Origin of the sequence: Kibdelosporangium philippinense (assembly GCF_021390435.2) — a bacterium.
Lineage (GTDB): Bacteria > Actinomycetota > Actinomycetes > Mycobacteriales > Pseudonocardiaceae > Kibdelosporangium > Kibdelosporangium philippinense.
The window spans coordinates 1,057,566-1,077,789 of record NZ_JAJVCN010000001.1 but is presented as its reverse complement, the minus strand read 5'-3'; the positions used below and the strand labels follow the sequence as shown (position 1 = coordinate 1,077,789).

The 20,224-nt window shown below is 65.8% G+C and carries 14 protein-coding genes; 8 read left to right on the top strand and 6 right to left on the bottom strand.

Annotated features, from left to right (window positions below):
* Positions 1-897: an MEDS domain-containing protein gene (locus LWC34_RS05075; RefSeq protein ID WP_233723232.1), complete on the top strand. Its 897-nt coding sequence runs from the start codon at positions 1-3 to the stop codon at positions 895-897.
* A gap of 36 nt (positions 898-933) precedes the next feature.
* Here LWC34_RS05075 and LWC34_RS05070 read toward each other — a convergent pair whose 3' ends face one another.
* From LWC34_RS05070 to LWC34_RS57925, 3 genes are all read right to left on the bottom strand, one after another.
* Complete coding sequence (locus LWC34_RS05070; RefSeq protein ID WP_233723231.1) at positions 934-3,165, bottom strand: ATP-binding protein; 2,232 nt, start codon at positions 3,163-3,165, stop codon at positions 934-936.
* A 221-nt stretch (positions 3,166-3,386) separates the two neighbouring features.
* Entirely contained in the window at positions 3,387-5,741 is a 2,355-nt protein-coding gene (locus LWC34_RS05065) for an ATP-binding protein (protein ID WP_233723230.1), read from the bottom strand.
* Positions 5,742-6,614: 873 nt separating this feature from the next.
* Positions 6,615-9,266, bottom strand: coding sequence for a winged helix-turn-helix domain-containing protein (locus LWC34_RS57925; protein ID WP_233723229.1), 2,652 nt, complete (start codon positions 9,264-9,266; stop codon positions 6,615-6,617).
* 228 nt (positions 9,267-9,494) lie between these two features.
* On the opposite strand from LWC34_RS57925, the gene LWC34_RS05055 reads away from it, so the two are divergent.
* Both LWC34_RS05055 and LWC34_RS05050 read left to right on the top strand, forming a co-directional pair.
* Entirely contained in the window at positions 9,495-9,914 is a 420-nt protein-coding gene (locus LWC34_RS05055; RefSeq protein WP_233723228.1) for a DUF7144 family membrane protein, read from the top strand.
* 40 nt (positions 9,915-9,954) lie between these two features.
* Positions 9,955-10,197 carry a DUF8691 family protein gene (locus LWC34_RS05050; protein ID WP_233723227.1) on the top strand — a complete coding sequence of 81 codons (243 nt, stop codon included), beginning with the start codon at positions 9,955-9,957 and terminating at the stop codon, positions 10,195-10,197.
* A 157-nt stretch (positions 10,198-10,354) separates the two neighbouring features.
* Here LWC34_RS05050 and LWC34_RS05045 read toward each other — a convergent pair whose 3' ends face one another.
* The 3 genes from LWC34_RS05045 to LWC34_RS05035 form a co-directional block, all read right to left on the bottom strand.
* Positions 10,355-10,801: a hypothetical protein gene (locus LWC34_RS05045; RefSeq protein ID WP_233723226.1), complete on the bottom strand. Its 447-nt coding sequence runs from the start codon at positions 10,799-10,801 to the stop codon at positions 10,355-10,357.
* 216 nt (positions 10,802-11,017) lie between these two features.
* Positions 11,018-11,770 (bottom strand): S1 family peptidase, encoded by a 753-nt coding sequence (locus tag LWC34_RS05040; protein ID WP_233723225.1) that lies wholly within the window; start codon positions 11,768-11,770, stop codon positions 11,018-11,020.
* A 161-nt stretch (positions 11,771-11,931) separates the two neighbouring features.
* On the bottom strand, positions 11,932-12,372 hold the full coding sequence (locus LWC34_RS05035; RefSeq protein ID WP_233723224.1) for a hypothetical protein: 441 nt from the start codon (positions 12,370-12,372) through the stop codon (positions 11,932-11,934).
* 324 nt (positions 12,373-12,696) lie between these two features.
* Here LWC34_RS05035 and LWC34_RS05030 point away from each other — a divergent pair, with 324 nt between their 5' ends.
* The 5 genes from LWC34_RS05030 to LWC34_RS05010 all read left to right on the top strand — a co-directional run bounded on the left by LWC34_RS05030 (position 12,697) and on the right by LWC34_RS05010 (position 20,063).
* Entirely contained in the window at positions 12,697-15,066 is a 2,370-nt protein-coding gene (locus tag LWC34_RS05030; RefSeq protein ID WP_233723223.1) for a GtrA family protein, read from the top strand.
* Between the two features lie 116 nt (positions 15,067-15,182).
* Positions 15,183-16,643: an ArnT family glycosyltransferase gene (locus LWC34_RS05025; RefSeq protein WP_233723222.1), complete on the top strand. Its 1,461-nt coding sequence runs from the start codon at positions 15,183-15,185 to the stop codon at positions 16,641-16,643.
* Positions 16,640-18,001, top strand: a complete 1,362-nt coding sequence (locus tag LWC34_RS05020; RefSeq protein ID WP_233723221.1) for an alkaline phosphatase family protein — start codon at positions 16,640-16,642, stop codon at positions 17,999-18,001. The genes LWC34_RS05025 and LWC34_RS05020 overlap by 4 nt, the downstream gene beginning before the upstream one ends.
* Positions 17,998-19,008 (top strand): hypothetical protein, encoded by a 1,011-nt coding sequence (locus tag LWC34_RS05015; protein WP_233723220.1) that lies wholly within the window; start codon positions 17,998-18,000, stop codon positions 19,006-19,008. Before LWC34_RS05020 ends, LWC34_RS05015 begins: the two co-directional genes overlap by 4 nt.
* Positions 19,005-20,063, top strand: coding sequence for a glycoside hydrolase family 71/99 protein (locus LWC34_RS05010; protein WP_233723219.1), 1,059 nt, complete (start codon positions 19,005-19,007; stop codon positions 20,061-20,063). The genes LWC34_RS05015 and LWC34_RS05010 overlap by 4 nt, the downstream gene beginning before the upstream one ends.
* Positions 20,064-20,224 lie beyond the last annotated feature (161 nt).

The window sequence follows — 20,224 nt, the reverse complement described above, 5'->3', positions numbered from 1 at the left end:
ATGGTGAGCAGACCTGAGGACGAATCTCCCCGGACCGTTCCGGTGCAACGGCTGAGGCCGGGTGATCACTCATTTGTGGCGTTCACCGACGTCGAGGCCCGCTGGCAGGTGCTCACCGCCTATACCCGGACCGGTCTGGCCAGGAGAGAGAAGGTGCTGCTCGTCCTGGATCCCAGCGATCTCAGCGACGATGATGCCGTGGCACGCATGGACGGCGCCGGCAATTATGTGGAGGCTGCCCGGGCCAGCGGCCAACTGGTGATCACACGCAGTACATCCCTCTACTTGCCGGACGGTCGCTTCGACAAGGACCGCCAGTTGGCGGTGGCCGCCCCCATCATCGAAGACGTCCAGCGTGAGGGCTGGCACGGGTTACGGGCCGCGTCGGACATGACCTGGGCACTGCGGCCAGGTGTCGACCTGGATGAGGTCATAGATTTCGAAGTGTCCATTGGTCCGATAGTGACGATTCCTGGCGTGACCGGGATCTGTTGGTACGACCGGCGGCGATTCAGCAGCTACTGGGTGGCCGCGGCACGCGAGGTCCATCCGGTTCAGGTCATGGAACGCCTTGACGCGGTCAGCATCACCCGGACTCCGAGCGGCTGGCGAATCGCGGGGTCCGCGGAGTCGTCCAGCCGTGAAGAGTTCACCGAGGCACTGTCCGCGGCGCTGAAGCAGCCGGATACCGGGAGTCCCTTCCACTTCGAACTGGACATGACCGACTTGTGCTTCATGGAGGCACACTGCGCTTGGCAGCTGATCAGCTTGGCCGCCGCACTCCCGGAGAGCAGCAAGGTTGTCGTCCACTGTGGACCGCTGCTTGACCTGGTGCTGCGCGGCCTCGGCTCCGACACCGTGTCCCAGCTGGAGCTCAACGTGGCGGAGGAACCATGAGCGAGAGCTGCCTGCCGTGGCTCGAAGGCCGGGGCACTACCGCGGCCCTGGCTGTTCGCCTTGCGGCTGTTTCGAGGCGAGCCAGGCTGCCAGTTGGGCGCGGTTGGCGAATCCCAGCTTGGTCAGGATGTGCTGTACGTGCCCCTCGGCGGTGCGTTGGGCGATCACCAGTGCGGCGGCGATCTGCTTGTCCGTCAGGCCTTGGACGACCAGCTCGGCGACTTGCTTCTCGCGCTGCGTCAGCCAGGTAGCCGACGACTCATCGCGGTGCGCCGATGACGTCCTCGCCAATTCGCGCCAGCCGGGAATCCCGGAACGGTCCTGCAGGGCGTAGACGGCGACGTCATCTCGCGAGAGTTCGCCGCCGCGTCGGCAAGCCCGCTCGAAGCCGGAGTCGCCAAGGACCGCGCGAGACAGCCGCTCACTCGCCCGGATCCGGCCTGTCTGCCGCAGCGGGTCGCGGCCGGTGTCGTGCCAGATCCGCTCGGCTGCGCCCTGCAGTACGGCAGCGCGTTCGGCATCGCCCATACTGCCTGCGACCGCGGCCAGCAGGTCGAGTGTCATGGCCAGACTTTGCCCGTCGTGTACGACGTACTCGAGCCGCAGGCATTCGCGAGCATGTGTGGTGGCACTGTCGTAGTCACCCATCACCCATCTCGCCAGGGCGAGAGTGCGCAGCGTGTACGAACGGGCCCACTGCTCGTCGTAGGCCTCGCAGATGGCAAGGGCCTCGATACACAGCGGCACGGCCTGGGCGGGGCTTGCCCGGAAGACGAGGGTGCACGCGAGCTCGATCCGGTTGAGCACAACGAAGCTCATCAGCTCGCCTTTGTCGTGCTGCCAGCCGGGAATGTGATCAGCCACAGGCGTGACAACCGGCAGGTCCTCGTGTGCCTGCGCGGGCTGGGCAATCGAAGAACCCGCGTGCAGCACGGCGGTAGAGCGGCTGTGGATCAGCATCATCAAGGATGCCGCCCAGGACCCCTTGGCCCCGGCACCACTCGGCTTCCCGCCTCTGCTGAAGAACTGCTCGAGCCAATACCGCATTTCCTCCCGCGCCATATACGGAGTCCAGTAGCACCACAGGGTCCCGGTCAGGCGCAGGCCGTGCTGTGCCTGGCCTGGAGTGGTGAGGCAGAAGGTCAAGGCAGCACGGAAGTTGTCCAGCTCCGTACGCAAACTCTCGACGATCTCCAGCTGACCCGGGCCGAACCACTTCTTCTCGTACTCCTCGGCCACGCGCAGGTAGTGGTCCCGATGCCGGGAGCGGGCGACGGACAGCTTGCCCAGCCCGATCAACTTCTCAAGACCATATTCTCGTAGCGAGCTCAGCAGCCGATATCGGACCGTTCCGCCGTCGTGCTCGCTGACCAGGATGGACTTGTCCACCAGAGCGGCGACAGTGTCGAGGATGTCGGCGGGCTCGATGTCCTCTTCAGCGCAGACCGCTTCCGCCGCGCTCAGGTCGATGCTGCCGGCGAACACCGAAAGCAGCGCCCAGATCCGCTGCTCCCGAGGGGTACACAGTTCGTAGCTCCAATCCATCGTGGCGCGTAGCGTCTGGTGGCGAGGCAGAGCGACGTGGCTGTCACCGGTGAGCAGCCGGTAACGGTCCTCCACCCGCTGGACGAGTTGCTCGATGCTGTGGGATCGCAACCGGGCGGCGGCAAGCTCGATCGCGAGCGGCAGGCCGTCGAGCCGGTGGCACAGCCGAGCCACGTGGTCCTGATCCCCTGCGGTCATCTTGAACGACGGGACCACCGCGGCGGCACGATCGGCGAACAGCTCGAGGGCAGGGAAGGCCTTGGCGGCGACCAAACCCCGAGTCAGTTCTTCCGACGTCGGGACTCGCAGCGGCGACACCTCCAGCAACTGCTCCGCACTGAGATTGAGCCGGTGCCGGCTGGTGGTCAGGATCCGTATCCCGGCCGCGTTGGGCAGGATCGCGGCCACCAGTGCCGCGCAGGCGTCGAGCAGATGCTCGCAATTGTCCAGCACCAGCAACAGCTGCCGCTCCCGCAGGTACTCGACGACGACATCGAGTGTCTCGCCGCCCGTGACGTCACGGATTCCAAGGACGTTGGCGACGGCATGCGGCACCAGCGCGCCATCCTCGATCGTGGCCAGGGACACCAACCACACACCATCGGGAAACGCACGCGAAAGCTGGCTCGCCACCCGCATCACCAGGCGGGTCTTGCCAACCCCGCCAACGCCGGTCAGCGTCACCAACCTGCTGACCGAGAGCAGTCGCCTCGCATCCGCCAACTCCTGTCGCCGGCCAACAAAGCTGGTCCTCTCCGCGGGAAGGTCGGCAACACACGACAACCCGGATCTGCCCACAACCTCACGTCCATCGAGTCGAAATCGACCGACAGCGAATCCTGACACGCCGCCGTGTTGACACAACAGAGCAGGCTCTTCGTTCGCGGCAGGACCGATGTGACGCCGGCCTGGACGTAAATCTCGCAGTGTGATCCGGCCTGCCATCACAGGTCTCGGCGTTCTCGCTGCCTGGCGACCCATGCGGCCAGCTTGGTGCGGTTGGTGAAACCCAGCTTGGTCAGGATGTGTTCCACATGGGCCTCAGCGGTGCGTTGGGCGATCATCAGCTGCGCGGCGATGGCCTTGTTGGACAGCCCCTTGGCGACGAGTTCGGCGACCTGTTGTTCCCTGCGGGTCAGGGGGATGCTCGCGGCGCCCGTTCCAGTACCGGCCGGAGCGGCGTCCTCCGGTTTCTCCCCGAGGGCGTAGGTGACAGCCTGATCCAGGTCGAATCCCGCGCCACGACTGAAGGCGGCCTGGAACGCGCGTTCGCCGAGGACGTGGCGGGTCCGCTGCTCGCACGTCTCGTGCCGGCTGATCCAGTGCGCGGAACTGAACCGGGGCTTGCCGCCGACCAGGAGCCAGATCTGGTGGGCCACGCCGAGCAGCACGGCGGCCCGCTCGCATTCGCCTGTCGTCTCCGCGATCCAGGCCAGCAGCTCGACCAGCACCGCAGTGCCGAGGGTGTCGTTGAAGACGCGCATGACCAGGAGGCTTTCTTTGGCATGCGCGCTCGCCCGCGCCAACTCGTCCCGATGCCACTCCGCTTGGGCGAGAAAGTAGAGGGCGTGGGCCCGGGTCGATTGCTCGCCGTGCAGCTCGCCGATCGCGCAAGCTTGCCTGGTCAGGGTGATAGCGCGGTCGATGTCCCCTTGGGAAATGGCGGTGCCGGCTAGCAGAGTCCGGGCCAGGAGCACGGTGCTGTTCAGTTCGCCGAGTGCATCGAAGCGCGCCAAGGCGTCCTCCATCAGCGCCTGTGCCTGCGGTAAGTCGCCGCTATGCCATGCGGCGATTCCCTGAACGAAGATGGCATACGCCAGCACGCTTGTGTCACCCGTCAGCCGGGCCAAGTCGCGGCACTCCCGGACCATGGCTGTAGCCGCGGGGATATTCCCCTGCAGGAGAGCGAGGTGGGCGTTGCTCCACAGGGCTGTCCCCCGCGCCCAACTCGCCTCGGTGTCCAGCGCCAACATCCGGTCCAGCCAGTGCCGGCCCTCGGCAACGGAGCCACAGCTGACCCAGTAGAAGTACAGGATCGCGGCCAGACGCAGGCCAGCCTGGGATTCACCAGGCGTGCCAAGGCAGAACTTGAGGGCGACCCGCAGGTTGGTGTGCTCACGCCGAGTGCGGACGGCCACCTCCACCTGAGTGGGGCCGAACCACTCGGCCACACTTCGTTCGGCAAGACTCAGGTAGTAGTCCCTATGCCGCTGCCGCAACGACATCTCCGTACCAGCCGCCCGCAAGACGTCGCGCCCGTAGTGGCGGAGGGTGTCCAACAGCCGATACCGCGCCCACGGACCGTGTTCCTGGCCCTCCCGGATCAGGATCGACTTGTCGACCAGCCCTGCCACCAGATCGATCACCCGGTCCCGATCGATGCTGTCCCCAGCGCAGACCTCCTCGGCCGCGTCCAGGTCGAACCCGCCCGCGAACACCGACGCCCGCGCCCAGAGCATCTGCTCCGCCGGCGAGCACAGCTCATAGCTCCAGTCGACCACCGCCCGTAGCGTCTGATGGCGGAGCAACACCACACCACTGCCCCCACGCAGGAGACGGAACCTGTCATCAAGCCGGCGGAGGATCTGCTCCGGCGAAAGCACCCGCAGCCGCGCCGCGGCCAGTTCGATCGCCAACGGCAGCCCATCCAGCCGACGGCAGATCCGGGCAATCGGCACGTAAGTGTCGGCAGTGACCGCGAAGCCGGGCCGGACGAGAGCCGCTCGCTCCACGAACAGACGTACTGCCTCGTTGCAGAGCGGTTTCCCAGCCTGCGGACGCACCTCATCCGGGTCCGGCAGAGGTAATGGTGGTAGAGCCAGGATGTGTTCGCCCGGCGTGGAAAGGGCGTGCCGGCTGGTGGCCAGGATCCGCAAGCCAGGCGCCGCCGGGAGCAGTTCCCTCGCCAGTCCCGCGCAGCCGGCCACCAGGTGCTCGCAGTTGTCCAGCACCAGCAGCAACTGTCTGTCCCGCAGGTGGCTCACCAAGACCCGCAGCGGCGGCTGCCCGGAGCAGTCACTCAGTCCCACCGTGTCGACGACCGTCTGCTCCAGCAGCGTGCGGTCCTGCAGCGCGGCCAAGTCGACCAGCCACACCCCGTCGGCGAACGCCCGCCGCAGCCCCGCCGCCACCCGCAACGCCAGCCGCGTCTTACCCACCCCACCGACACCGGTCAACGTCACCAGCCTTGCCGTGGACAGAACCTGCCTTGCCTTGAAGATCTCCCTTCGGCGATCCACGAAACTGGTGCTTTCGGCGGGAAGATTGCCATCCTGGTGCGGCGATCCGTTGCCAGACATGCAGTCTCACGTTCGTTGCTGGGACAGCCGACAAACTCCGGCTCAGGGGCATCAAGAATGCGGCAGCGGCGCGGCATGACAGAACCCTCAGGAGCTGACGCGGTCTCGTCACTGGCCACTAGACGCCGTCGGAACCGTGCGCCTTTCCACAATGGACAATCAGGTGTCACACGCGAACAGACCTGTTACCCGGTTCGATGCCGCGAAGGTCCGTCCCCGCCAGCCATCGCGACCAACGTTGTCCATTATGGACTACCGGTGGCCTCGGTAGACATGTGTCACACCTGGCCCACCGGTAACGGAACAGGGTGCCGCGAGGGTCGCGTTACGGTCGTTGGATGGCCAATGCCAGGAGTTTCAGGCTTGCCGATCGGGCGTTGCTGAACCGGTGTTCAGGTCGGTGACCTGCAGGTTTCTTTGGTGACACACCGCGGAGGCTGCCATGGCCACGGTCACCCTGGCGTGCCACAGCGCCATGCGGGCGGTAGGCCATTGCGAGGGGAAGAATCGGGGCGTTCAACGCCGTCAAGGTGACCTTCACGGCACTCGGTCCTGTCACAGGCGTGGCGCGTGTGACAGGTGTGACTGGTGAGGCGATCCGGCGTCCACAGTAGACTCCTGAATGCCTCGCAGGCCCCTTGTGGCACATGCATCACTCTGCACGTGCCCCGATAAAGCAGTGGGGCATCCCGCCAGCAGCCGAGCACCCGATGACAGCTCACGACCCACACACACACCACACGCACAGCCCTTAAACTCCCGGCATGGGCGTCCAACGCCGCGAAGGTGGCCCTCACGGCAGTAGTCCCGGTCGCGGGCGGTAGGCCGTTGCGAGGGGAAGATTCGGGGCGTTCAACGCGGTCAAGGTGACCTTCACGGCACTCGGTCCTGTGACATTGGCATCTGACGCTGCGTGTCTTCGAGAAGTCCCCGGTCGACGGCGACCGCCAGTGCGTCGCGGCGAGTACCCACGCCGAGTTTCGTGTAGATCGCCCGCACGTGTGTCTTGACTGTGTTCGGCGACAGCGTCAGATCCTGTGCGATCTCCGCGAACGAACGTTGTGTCGGCAACAGGCGCAACACACCGCGTTCCCGCTCGGTCAGCGATACCGGCGCCGGCGAAGTGTCGATCGAGCTCCGGACGGCGAGTACGCGGCTCGCGAACTCGTCGACCGCACCGAGCTTGCCCATCTGCCGGGTGAGCAGCGCGATCACTTCGGGCGAGGCGTACACGACGGGGTACATCGCATTCATCGGTGCGGCGAGCGACAACGCGGTGCGCAGTGCGCGGTGCGCCTGAGAAGCCTGTGATTCGCGGAGCGCGATCTCCGTCTCGATCAACCACGCCTCGACGGTCGACCACGGGAGCACTGGGCCGACAGATCCGTCCAGCAACGGCTTGAGAACAGTCCGGGCAGGGCCGTGCCGATGGAGTGCCAAGTGCCCGCGGGCACGGATCAGCAGCACTTCACCCGAAGCCGGAATCACCTCTTTCGCCCAGCGCACCACGGCACTGGTGACGCCGGTCCACCCGAGCAGCGTCGCCGCCCTGTGTTCCAGGACGACGGCGAGCGCGACGTCGGCCGGTGCGAAGTGACCATCTACCGCGTTCAGCCTGGCTTCGCGCATCTGCCGCAGCCCTGCCGCACGATCACCGGTGTCGAACCGGGCGGCGCCTCGCAGGGTGCGCATGAGCAGGCTCAGGCTTTGGCTCGGCACTGGAACCCCGGTGTCGAACAGCCCACCCGCCCGTGCCGTCTGGTGCAGGCACTCAGCGGGTTCCGCCCTCAGGAACGCGTCGTACGCGAGCAGCAGACGCGCCGCCATGCCTGCCGTCCTCGCGGGCAGTCCGCCCGCGATCAGTGCGTCGACCGACGTTGCCAGGTCGCTCATCAGCTGGAAGTCGCCTTCTGTCGCGGCGATACGACCGAGGATCGTCAGGCATTGCGCCGACAGGTATTCGTAGCCGTTGTCCCGTGCGATCGCGAGTGCGGCGTGCGTCTGTTCACGCGCCCGGACCCGCTTGCCGGCGACCAACAGGGCGATGCCCTGGTGCAGCTTTGCCAGCGCATCGACAGCCGGCACGTTCCCGGCTGTCGAACCGGGCCTCTCCGTGATCCGCACCATGTCGTCGATCCCGTCGGCGAACTGGGCAAGATATGAACGGACGAACTGCCGCAAGGACTTGAGCTCAGGTGTCTCCTCCCCCGGCGAAAGTGCTTCCGCGCGCGCCAGATCAGCCAAGGCCGCGGCCCGCTCACCGGACTCCAGGTGCAACAACGCGGAGATCAGCCCCGGCCACGGCCCGCCGACGGTCGATTCGTCGCCCAGCACAGCGACAGCACGGCGCAACACCACGTGGTCGCCGGACAAGATCAGCGGCAATGCGTTGTGCCGGAGCAGGGCGCCGACGCGCTCACGGTCTCCTGCGAGACAGGCGTGCGCGATCGCCTGCGACGGGCGATGGCTCGCCGCGAGCCAGTCGGCCGCCCGGCAGTGCAAGGTCGCGGCACGACCGGAAGCTTGCCGCTGGAGTTCGGTGTACAGGTGCGAGCGAAGCAGCGGATGTACGCGGTACCAACGTCGTCCGCTCCCGGTGCTGACGACCAACGTGGTCTCCTGCTCGAGACGGCACAGCATCTCACCGGCGTCGGCCCGGCCGGACACCACTGCGGCCAGCGAGGCCGACACCTCCTCGCATCCGCTGATCGCGCGCAGGAAATCCCGCGTCGCGGCCGGGATACCGGACAGGACCTCGTCGGCGAGGTAGCCAGCCACGGCTCGGTCGATCCCGGCCGAATCGGCCAGAAACCGCTCCGGGGCATCGGTTTCGTCCAGTGCCTGGGCGACCAGCCGCAAAGCGGCCGCCCACCCCTCGGTGTGCCGCACGAGTTGCCGTATCTGTCCGGCAGGCAATCCGGCAGAGGCCGCCCCGAGCAGGGCATCGGCTTCCTCCATTGTGAACTTCAGCCTGTCGGCGGGTATTTCCAGCAGTTGACCGGACAATCGCAACCGCGTCAGCCCCAGCGGGGGGCCGAACCTGGTCAGCAACACCAGCCTGAGTCCGGCTGGTTGGAAGCGAATGAGCGTTTCCAATCCCTGCAACGGTTCCCTGGCTGTGAGCTCGTGCAGATCGTCGAGCACCAGCCGCACCGGCGACGGAAGGTCGTCCAGCACATCGACGATCTCGGCGAGAAAGCCCGGATCGACGCTCGGCCGGGTCGCCAATGTCAACTCCCGCAACAGATTGTCGACCCGAACGCCAGGACAGGCAGCCAACGCGGCCAGCACCGCCGACCAGAAGCGCCGGTCGTCGTTGTCATCGGAGTCCAACGACACCCATGCCGTATCCGCCGAGTGTCCTCGCCGGATCCATTCCGCCAGCAGCAGCGTCTTGCCGAACCCCGCGGGAGCCTGGACCAGGGTGACCGCGGAGTCCTTCGCTCGATCCAACTCGGCCGACAACCGCGAACGGAAGACCAGCCGCGCCGGCAGTTCCGGCACAACGATCTTGGTCCGCGGCACCCGCGGCCGAACCCAATCTGATCGCCCGTCCGGCATCCCCCGCTGCTTTCCGGCTCAGGAATATGCGTCTCATCAGTCTGTCATCGCATTGCGGCGCACGGACGGGGCCACTCGGCGACCCATCTCACCTCATGCGGGTGAAGTGGACTCGGTCCGTACCTAGGACGGTGATTTCGACGTCGGCGATCTCGACGTCGGCGATATCCGACGGTGGCGCAGGGAGGAACGATGCATGTGGACACTCGCTCGATGTGGTCGGGCTGGATCTGGTTCGCCGCGATCATCTTGATCATCACCGGGCTCTTCACCGCGATCGAGGGCATCGTCGCCCTGTTCAGAAACGAGTACTACGTCTTCAGCGGTATCGGCCTCTTGGTGTTCGACATGACCACATGGGGCTGGATCCACCTCGTCATCGGGGCGTGCGCGGTGGTCACCGGGATCGGGTTGTTCACCGGTGCCGCATGGGCCCGAGTCGTCGCGGTCATCCTGGTCAGCGTCAACGCCGTCAGTCAACTGGCGTTCGTGGCCGTCGCTCCCGTCTGGACGACCATCGTCATCGCGCTGAACGTGCTGATCATCTGGGCCGTCGTCGTCCACAGCGAAGTCGCCTATGACGAGGAAACGCGCATCGGCGAACGAAGCTGATAGCCAGCCACACATCGTCGCCCCTAAGCAGGTGGTACCCATGTCGCGGACGCGCTATGAGTTCCGCGTGACTGGCCGCGTGTCGGAACGCGTTCGACACGCCTTCGGTGAGTTCGGTGACATGCGCATCGTTCCCGCCGCACCCGAAACGATCATTTACGGCGACGTGGTCGATGATTCATACCTGTACGGAATCCTGGCAATGTTCCAGAATCTCGGACTCCACGTCGTCTCGATGCACACAGTACCCGACCCAGCACCCGACACTCCCGAAGTCCACTAAGAACAATGGTGGCGTGTTTGGTCGATTGGCTGATTGTGGACACGTCGTGACACCGCGGGTGCCCTCGCGGTGTCACGACTGTATCCTCACTACCAAAGGCATCCTTTGTGGACAGTGGGGTGTTCGATCGAGTCGTCACGCAGCTGCCGGCAACGGGTCAGCGGCAGCGGATACGGACCTGCTCGCTCTCTTCACGATCTCTGAAGCTCTCGCCGCGGTCGCGCGCGAAGTTCTCGGCCACCGTCCGGTACCGACCCCGCTCACACCGAGCTTCGGCCCTGGCCGCCGCCCGGCGAGCATTCCTGTTCGTGTCGGCGTCGCTGTCGACGTCCTTCCACTCGCGATCGTCGCGATCAAATTTCTGCAGCCACACCCGCACCCCGACGACGTCCACCTCGTCCCTGCAGAAGGTCGCGGCAACCGCACGGATGGTGTCGTTGTCCACCCTCGGAGCTTCCACCCGACTGCGGCATCGCAACTGCTGCACTGCCTCATCGGTCCCGGTGACCGCCTCCGCGCTGGAGGCGACCCCAGTCAGCAGACCCGACAGGAAGAGCGTCACACCAGCTACGGCCACCGAGCGTCTGATCAATGAATTCGCCATCACAATTCCCCTATACACAGAGAGAAAAAGAAGGATCAACAAATCCATCATCAGACCGCAATGAGAGCCACCACAAGTAGCCACTTTTCCGGCCCCGGAAACGACAGCTCTCATGATTTAGCGGCTTGTCTCGTAAGGTTGCCGCGTTTATTCGGCAGAGCCGGTCTCCACTAGCGAGATAAGAAAACCTGCACGGCATCAAATTGGGCAATGGGATCACATGGCACTGGTCCCGCTCACATCGCGGATCCAGTCGTTGAACACGGGCAACGACAGGTTGGCGAACCATGTGTTGGCACCACGGTGGTTACTGGACGTTCCCAGCAGGACGTACCGAACCTCGCCGTTCTCGGTCGTCTCGGTGAAGGCCGGGCCGCCGCTGTCCCCAGGCCGGATGCCGGAGTCCCGGCTGGGAGCGTCGGCACAGAACCACTGCCGTCCGGTTCTGGCACAGGTGTCCGTCGCCTTGAAGACCAGTTCGCGGGCGCTGCGACCAGTCTCCGATTGCTCTCCGGTCTCACCGTAGCCGGCGACCGTGACCTTACTGCCGGGCCTGGTATGAAGACTGTCGCCGGAGGCGACCAGACTGACGGGCCGTACGATCACCGGGTATTCGAGTGTGAGCAGGGCGATGTCCGCCTTGCGGGCGTCATTTACGCCTGCGGGATGTCGCTCGGTCCGAACCACCCTGACTCGGAATCCAGTGAAGGGTGGGGGTAGTCCAAGGAAATGGGCGAACATCCAGTCCGGGGTGTGGACCTCTTTGGCGACACAGTGTGCGGCGGTCAGTATGTGCCTTGCCGATACGAGCGAACCGGAACAGTACCCGTCGGCCGGATTACCGACTTTCACATGCCAGGGGTACTTGCCATCGGCTATCTCGGCGCCTCCCTCGATCGCCGAGGCGTTGCCGGTCAGCAACACGACAATGGCAAGGACACAGCTCAGCACCACACCACAGAATTTCATGCATCGGGCGAACAAGGACCTTCCCGCCTTCAGAGGGACCGAAATGGGCATTCTTGGTCGATTGGCCGATGGCGAAAAGTCGCGGTACCGCGACGCGAACCGCGGCGCCGCGACTGTCTCGCCATTACCAGAAGCGTCCTTTGTGGACATCGAGCACAAGGTCAGCGGCAGAAGATCTGGGCAGCCTCGCTTTCATGACGTTCGCTGTTGGTGTCCGTGCCCTCGCTCGCGAAGTGCACGGACACCGCCCGGTATCGGCCTCGCTGGCACTGGATTTCGGCGATGGCTTCAGCCTGGTAAGCGTCCTGCTGCCGGTTACGCCCTTCCGCGACGTTCCGCCATTCGCCGTCCTCGAATTTCTCCAGGTGTACCCGCACCCTGACCACGTCTACCCGGCGACCGCAGGTAGTTCCGGCACTCGCGGCTATGATGTCATCGTCCCGCGACGGGGTTTCCACATAGGTGCTACACCGCAACTGCTGCACCGCCACACCGGTTCCATTGACCGCTTCAGCGGCGGAGGCGGCGCCGGACAGAAGTCCGGACGCAAAAAGCGCCGCACCTGCCACGGCCAGCGAGCGACGGACAAGCGAATTCGCCATGATAGTTCTCCCGAATATCTCGAAAAGAAGTATGCTCAGCTGAGCGGGCCCTATTGTGGAATCCGCATACACGCGGCCACAAGTAGCCTCATTTCCGGCCCCCGCAATCGATAGCTGGGCGGGGCCGGACGAATGGCCACCTGTTCTTTTCAATCCCCGGACAGCAGACTGATTCCACGTCAAGAACTGGGGGGAAAAGCAAGACGAGTTGAGATCCCGACCAAACTTGGTCATGCTCGTGACAACGGTGCACTCCGGTTGTTGCCCTTCACCTTTCCCTCGTCGAGCTGGCTGCCGGTCCGCGCGAGGTGCGAAAGGGAAGCTGTGCAAGAAAACACGAAAAAAACAGGCGAGGTCGATCCGGACAGCGCACCACTCGACATCAGGCCGACACGCGGACGTCAACCACCCGAGATCAGCGTCATCATTTCGGCACGCGCCAATACCGACGATCTCGCTATCGTGTTGCGGCAACTTTCCGTAGAACATTCCGGACCGTCGATGGAAATCCTTTTCGTCGACGACAGCGACGATGGCGCCGGAGATGTCGTGCTTTCCATGGCCGCGCTGTCGTCCGTCCCGATGCGGCTGATCCATCGCGGCCCGGGTGAACGGCACGGTGGGTTCGGTGGCGCGGTGCTCGCCGGTCTGGCGCAGGCCCGCGGCATGTGGGCCGTGGTGATGGATGGCGACCTACGGCACCCGCCTGCGCTCGCGCCCCGGCTGGCCGAGATCGGCCGATCACGGGACGTGGACGTGGTGATAGCCACCTCGCGGCAGCTGGTGTCCATTCTGTCCACTGCTGTCGCCAAGGCCACTTTCCCGCGCAGGCTCGGCCAGCCGAGGGACCCGCTGAGCGGCTTCTTCGCCATCCGCCGCGCCGCGCTCGACCTCGACCGGTTGCGGCCTGCCGGGCGCAAGATCCTGATGGAGATCCTGGTCCGGCACCCAGGTCTACGCACAGTGGAGGTCCCGTTCTCGACGCAGCCACGGCCTGCCGGGCGCCGCAAGGCCTTGCCGCGCGAAGGCATGACGTTCGTACGGCATCTGGTCCGGCTGCGGACGTCGCCATCCAGCCGCCGCGCGACCTCGTCGGGCAAGAGATGGCTGGTGCATGCCGGGGCATTCGGGCTGGTCGGACTGTCCGGGCTGCTGGTCAACACGGCCGTGCTTTGGTTGCTGCACGAGCACCTGTTCGGCCTGCATTACATGCTGGCCGCCGCACTGGCCACCGAGGCGTCCACGACCTGGCTGTTCGTGCTCACCGAGACGCTCATCTACCGGCGTGCGAAACCAGGCACGACGGCCTCCCGGGCAATCCGGTTCTTCCTGCTTAACCATGTGCTGCTGGTATTGCGGCTGCCGATGCTCGCACTGCTCGTGGACGGCCTCGGGCTTGGCGTGCTGCTGTCCAACGCGGTCACCCTCGGCCTGTTGTTCGTGGTGCGGCTTCTGGCGACCGACTCGGCCATCTACCGCCAAGCCGAACCTGTGGCCGGAGAACCCGCGCGCGGAGCCATTCGGGTCGTCGTCGATGTGGCGGGCTCCGCGAGTGCCTCAACGGGTGTCGCTTCGAAGCGCTCGTCCGGCCTGGCGCGGTACCTGCCGTACCGCTACTGCATTCCGAAAGTGGCGACGATCGGATCGCAAGTGCGGCTGGCGGAACTCGACTACTTCCGCGCGCAGTGGCTCGACAACGACACCGAGATTCAGATCAGGGTCGGCCCGGTCGGCAGCAGGCACCCGCTGCCGCGCGCGGTCGTCACCCAGTCCGCCAGCCCTCTCACGATCGAGTACGCCGAGCACCTCGGCCGGTTCGGAGCCAACTTCCGGATCTCGCTCGACGACCCGATCGAGGTGGTCGTCTCCCCCAGCCTCGGCCGGTCGCCGCACGTGGTCTACACGAACGTCCTCGAAGCGCTGCTGCGGTTCGTCGCGGTGTCGCGCGGCGTGATGCTGCTGCACTCGGCATGCCTGGAGCTCGACGGCGCCGGCATGCTGATCTCTGCCAGAACCGACACGGGCAAGACCGGCACTGTGCTCCGGCTGGTCCGGGAGCACGGCGCGAAGTTCCTCTCCGACGACATGATCGTGCTGCACGGTGACGGCCGGGTCGGCTGCTTCCCCAAGCCGCTGACGATCAGCAATCACACCCTGCGCGCGGTGCGGTCCGACGAACTGACCCGCAGGGAGTGGCGGCGGTTGTGGCCGCAGAGCCTGCTGCACTCGCGGCAAGGCCGCCAGCTCGGGTTGAGCCTCAGCCACCTCAACGTGCCGATCATGGGCACGAACGCGCTCACCCAGCGGATCGTTCCGCCGCCGAAGTACGCGGTGGACCGGCTGCTGCCCTGCGAGATCGTGCCGGAGAGCAAGCTGACCGAACTGTTCGTGATCGAGCGGGGACCGCACGCGATCAGTGACCTGTCACCGTGCGACGCGATGAGCGCGTTGCTCACCAACACCGACGACGCCTATCAGTTCCCGCCGTTCCACCAGGTCACACCGTCCATTGTGATCGGTGAGGACGACCACTTGGCGCTGCGGGAGAAGGAACGCGAGATCCTGGCCTCCGCACTCGGCCGGATCAGGGCACGGTCGCTGGCCACACCCGACTTCAGCTGGGCGGACGAGATTCCCAGGCTGCTGGTCCCCCGCCCGGCCAACGGCCGGCTCACGCCTCGCTGGCATGCGTGATGGCGGTACCGGCAACGTCGGACACGGCGTCCAGTGCCGCCGCCCGTCCGCGGTATCAACGGCCGCCGCGGACTGGGCCGTTGAGAAACGCCCTAGTACCGGCAATGGTGCTCATCGTGGGGGCCGGTGGCTTCCTACGCGTGTGGGCACTGAGCGAGGTCGGCTTCAACAGCGACGAGGCCGTTTACGCCGGGCAGGCTGCCGCGCTGGCCGGTGATCCCACACTGACCGGTCTGTTCCCGGTCTTCCGAGCGCATCCGTTGCTGTTCCAGACAATGCTGTCGATCGGGTTCTCCGCCGGCGTGAGCGACACCGGCGCCAGGCTGTTGTCCGTCGCTTTCGGACTGTCCACAGTAGTCGCGGTGTACTTGCTCGGCGAACAGCTCTACGGCCGGAAGACCGGGCTGGTCGCGGCGTTTCTCCTGGCAGTCATGCCGTATCACGTGGTGGTCACCCGCCAGGTGCTGCTCGATGGGGCGGAGACGTTCTTCGCAGTGATCGCCCTGTACTGCATAGCGCGGTTCAACACCGAGCGGACCCCGCGCTGGCTCTACTCCGCCGCAGGCGTCATGGGACTCACCCTGCTGACCAAGGAGAGCGCGGCCATTCTGGTGCTCGCTCTGCTCGTGTTCTTCGTACTTCGCCGGGATGTCCGCATCCGGCTACGCGACTTGCTGGTCGCGCTCGTCATCCTGGCCGCGGTCGTCGTCGCGTACCCACTGTCGCTCGGTCTGTCCGGCCGGACCGCTACTGGGCAGAACTACTTGGTGTGGCAGCTGTTCCGGCGCGCCAACCATGGGATCTCGTTCTACGGCGAGACCGTGTCCCCAGCGGTCGGGCTCACGATGATCGTGCTCGCGGCGGGCGGCCTCTGGCTGCTGCGCAGGCAAAGCACGTGGCGTGAGTGGCTGTTGGTCTGCTGGATTGTCGTGCCACTCGTGTTTTTCCATCTGTGGCCGGTAAAGGGATACCAGTACCTCTTGCCGATCGCTCCCGTCCTGGCAGTGCTCGCGGCGAGAGCAGTAGTCCATGTGGCCGTGCCCTGGCTGTCAGATCACCGTCCAGCGGCGGCCCGCTGGTTGCGGGCTGCCGTCGTCCTCGCTGTCGGCGCAAGCCTGGCGGTGCCGGCTTGGCTGGCCGTGAACCCGGCACCGAGCACCACGTTCCTGGCCGGTTCCGGCGGTGTGCCGGCGGGCAGGGAGGCAGGCAGGTGGATCGAGGCCAACCTGCCCCGTGGCAGCCGGTTGATGACGGTCGGCCCGTCGATGGCGAACCTGGTGCGGTTCTACGGGCGCCGTACGGCCTTCGGGTTGTCTGTGAGCCCTAACCCGTTGTCCCGCAATCCATCCTACGAGCCGATCGACAATCCGGACCGGGAACTGCGCAACGGCGACCTGCAGTACGTGGTGTGGGACGCGTTCTCAGCCGCCCGGGCACCGTTCTTCGGCGATCGGTTGATGCGCTACGTGCACAAGTACAACGGTGTGGCCGTCCACACGGAAACGGTCGAAGTGACCGGGGCCGACGGCAGGACCACACCGAAAGCCGTGATCATCATCTATGAGGTGCGGCCTTGACCAGGCGCCTGACAAACGTACTGGCGGTGCTCGTCATCCTGGCCACGTTGGTGCCGGTGGCCGGGTCGGCCGCCGGCGAACCGGCGCGCGTCACCAGCACGCCGATCAAGCACTTCGTGGTGCTCATGCAGTCCAACCACTCCTTCGACAACTACTTCGGCACCTACCCCGGTGCGGACGGCATTCCCGCCGGCACGTGTATGCGACTGAGCAAGGACAAACCCAGCATGGACGGCTGCGTCCGTCCGTTCCGGCTGGACGCTGAGTCGCCGCACCACCTTGATCCCGGCCCGGCCACTCAGCGCGCCCAGTACGCGGAGGGCAGGATGGACGGTTTCGTCTCGGCATATCGGGAAAGGGGTCTCGACGGTGCCAAGGCGATGGGCTACTACGACGCGAATGACCTGCCCTACTACTGGAACGTCGCCGAGAACTACACGCTCTTCGACCGATTCTTCAGCTCCGCCAGCAGCGGCAGCCGCCGCAACCGTTTCTATTGGGTCGCCGGCGTGCCTACACCGGGCAGCAGCGAACGCGTACCGCCAGGCGGCTACGGCGACATCCCGACGATCTTCGACCGGCTCGACCAGGCCGGTGTGTCGTGGAAGTTCTACGTGGAGAACTACGACCCGAAGATCACTTTCCGCACCCCGGGCACCGGGCCGAAGGCGGGACAGACGACCCGGGTGCCACTGGTGAACTACGCCCGGTTCATCGACGATCCCCGGCTGTCCGGCAAGATCGTCGACCTGAGCCGGTACTACACGGACCTGCGGGACGGCACCCTGCCCGCGGTGGCCTACGTCGCATCGTCAGGGTCGAATGAGAACCCGCCGAGCCGGGTGCGGGCCGGACAGGCCCTCGTCCGCGAGATGACCACGGAGCTGGCGAAGAGCCGCTACTGGTCGAGTTCGGCGTTCATGTGGACCTACGACAGCTGGGGCGGCTGGTACGACCACGTCCCACCGCCCACAGTGGACAAGGACGGGCTCGGCTTCCGAGTGCCCGCCCTGCTGGTCAGCGCCTACTCCCGGCGAGGGCACATCGAGCACACGCAACTCGATCACACCGCGGTGCTCAAGTTCATCGAGGACAACTGGCGTGTGGCACCGCTGGGCGAACGGGACGCCCGCTCGGCGGGGATCGACGGTGCCTTCGACTTCACCTCGCCGCCAAGGCCACCAGAGCTGCTCAGCACCGATCGCGCCACCGTGCCGCCGGCACGCACCCCGGCGACGGTTGTCTACCTCAGCTATGGCGGCGCCGTTGTGCTCGCACTGCTGAGTTGCTTCTGCGTCGCGCCCATCGGCCGATGGCTTGCCCGCAGGCGGCACTCCACAAGGGAGAGTGTCCAATGACGATGGTCAGATCGATCGGTCTCATCACGCTCGCGACCATCCTCATGGCTGGCTTCCCATCGACAGTCCTGGCGGAACGGCAGTCTTCACAAAACGTCCTCGAAGTGGTCACCGTGCCGCCGTTGCCGTCCGCCAAGTTCACAGTGGACGGTAAACCGATCGCGACCGACCACAAAGGTGTGGCACGCGCGACCGTACGGCGCAGCCGGGACAAGCACCAACTTCGACTGCTCACACCGCACCTGGACATGCCCGACGGAACCGCCGACTTCGTCCGGTGGGCCGGACGCGGTGACGCCAACCAGGTGTTCACCCCCTCACTGGACGCAATCGTGATCGGGCGCAGAACCCGGATCCAGGCCACGTTCCAGACCACCCGAACCGTCCGCTACGGCTTCGTCGACCAGGCTCGCCAACCGGTCGCACCGGACCGGATCACGTCGTTGACCATCCGCGGTGACTCCGGTCAGCAGCTGACCCTTGACGGTGTCCGGCCGGTCCGGCTGACCGCGGTCCGGCCGGTTCTCCAGGCCGGTTCCGCGATCGCCAAAGAGGTGACCTACTACCTGCAGAGCGTCGTCATCGACGGCACGAACGTGGTCAACGCGGGGGAACAGCGGCTTGTCCCCAACCAGACGGCGGACACCAGGTTCGTTGTGCTGCTGCGGTCCGTGCGATTCCAGATCCGCGACTGGTTGTTCGGCCACCGGCTGCCCAATGGAATCGAACTGACCTATCCGGACGGTCGCGCCGAACGGTTCTCCGCCGGCTTGGACGGTGACGTGCCGCTTGCGGACCTCGCCCGTGGCACCTACCGGGTCAAGGCGTCCGGGCCCGGCTATGCCCAGCCCCAGGAGATCACGTTGTCCCGCAGTCAGTACGTCGAAATTCCGGTAGTGACCTATGTGGACATCGCAACGCTGGCCGTCACCGCGTCGATAACGCTGACCGTGCTCGTCGTGGTGGGCAGACGGCGGCTGCGCAAGCGATCGAGGACTGCCGCGTGATACGACTGTGCGCCCTGCTGGCCCTGCTGATCTCGGTCCTGCTGCCCCCGCAGGCGGCCGGCACGAATGCCGGCCCGCCAGTGCTGGCGTACTACTACATCTGGTACGACGAAACCTCGTGGAACCGGGCGAAGACGGACTATCCAAGCCTGGGCCGCTACTCCAGCGACGATGCCGACGTGATGCGTCAGCACATCCGGGCGGCCAAGAACGCCGGCATCACCGGGTTCATCGTCAGCTGGAAGTCCACTCCCACCCTTGATCGCAGACTGGCGACCCTGATCGACGTGGCGCGGGCGCAAGCCTTCAAGCTGTCGGTCATCTACCAAGCGCTGGACTTCGACCGCAACCCGCTGCCGGCCGACCGGGTGGCCGCCGACCTGCTGCGGTTCGAGGAGCGCCATGCGGCCGACCCGGTGTTCGCCGCGTTCGGCAAACCGCTCGTGATCTGGTCGGGGACGTGGAAGTTCGCTCTCGACGACATCGCCGGCGCCACCGGGCCGGTGCGGGACAGGCTGCTGGTCCTCGGCTCGGAGAAGAGTCCCGCGGGCTACGAGCGCATCGCGTCCACAGTGGACGGTAACGCGTACTACTGGTCATCCGTCGACCCTCGGCGCGACAAGCACGCGGCAGCCAAGCTCGCCGCCATGAGCACGGTCGTGCACCGGCACAAAGGGCTGTGGATCGCACCGTTCGCACCGGGATTCGACGCACGGGTCATCGACGGCAAACGTGTGGTCGACCGGCAGGACGGTGAGACGCTGCGACGCCAGTACGCGGACGCGATCTCGTCGTCCCCTGACGCCCTCGGTCTGATCAGCTGGAACGAGTTCAGCGAGAACTCCCACGTCGAACCCAGCGTCACCTACGGCGACCGCTACCTGGACGTGCTGCGAGCCATCACACGCACACCCGCGCCCACCCTCAACCCGCTGGCCGAGGACTCCAGCAATGAGGCCGATCCAAGCGGGTTCCCGACCGGCCTCGTGGTGACGGGTGGCTTGGTTCTGCTCCTCGCCATCCTGCTCGCACTGGTGATCCGGCGCCGAGTTTAGTGGGTATTTGTGGTACTCGGCGGTGATCCGGAGTCCGGGTCGCCGGTTTCCCGCTGGGTGATCCAGAGGACGACGTGGGCTTCGGCGGCGCGTTGGACGATGACCAGTCGGGGGCGACTTCTTTGCTGGTGAGGCCTTGGGCGATGAGGTTGGCGACTTGT

Excerpts from the sequence above, each read along its gene's own strand:
- LWC34_RS05075 (WP_233723232.1), top strand. The coding sequence starts at position 1 with ATGGTGAGCAGACCTGAGGACGAATCTCCCCGGACCGTTCCGGTGCAA.
- LWC34_RS05065 (WP_233723230.1), bottom strand. The coding sequence starts at position 5,741 with ATGTCTGGCAACGGATCGCCGCACCAGGATGGCAATCTTCCCGCCGAA.
- LWC34_RS05055 (WP_233723228.1), top strand. The coding sequence starts at position 9,495 with ATGCATGTGGACACTCGCTCGATGTGGTCGGGCTGGATCTGGTTCGCC.
- LWC34_RS05050 (WP_233723227.1), top strand. The coding sequence starts at position 9,955 with ATGTCGCGGACGCGCTATGAGTTCCGCGTGACTGGCCGCGTGTCGGAA.
- LWC34_RS05045 (WP_233723226.1), bottom strand. The coding sequence starts at position 10,801 with ATGGCGAATTCATTGATCAGACGCTCGGTGGCCGTAGCTGGTGTGACG.
- LWC34_RS05040 (WP_233723225.1), bottom strand. The coding sequence starts at position 11,770 with ATGAAATTCTGTGGTGTGGTGCTGAGCTGTGTCCTTGCCATTGTCGTG.
- LWC34_RS05035 (WP_233723224.1), bottom strand. The coding sequence starts at position 12,372 with ATGGCGAATTCGCTTGTCCGTCGCTCGCTGGCCGTGGCAGGTGCGGCG.
- LWC34_RS05015 (WP_233723220.1), top strand. The coding sequence starts at position 17,998 with ATGACGATGGTCAGATCGATCGGTCTCATCACGCTCGCGACCATCCTC.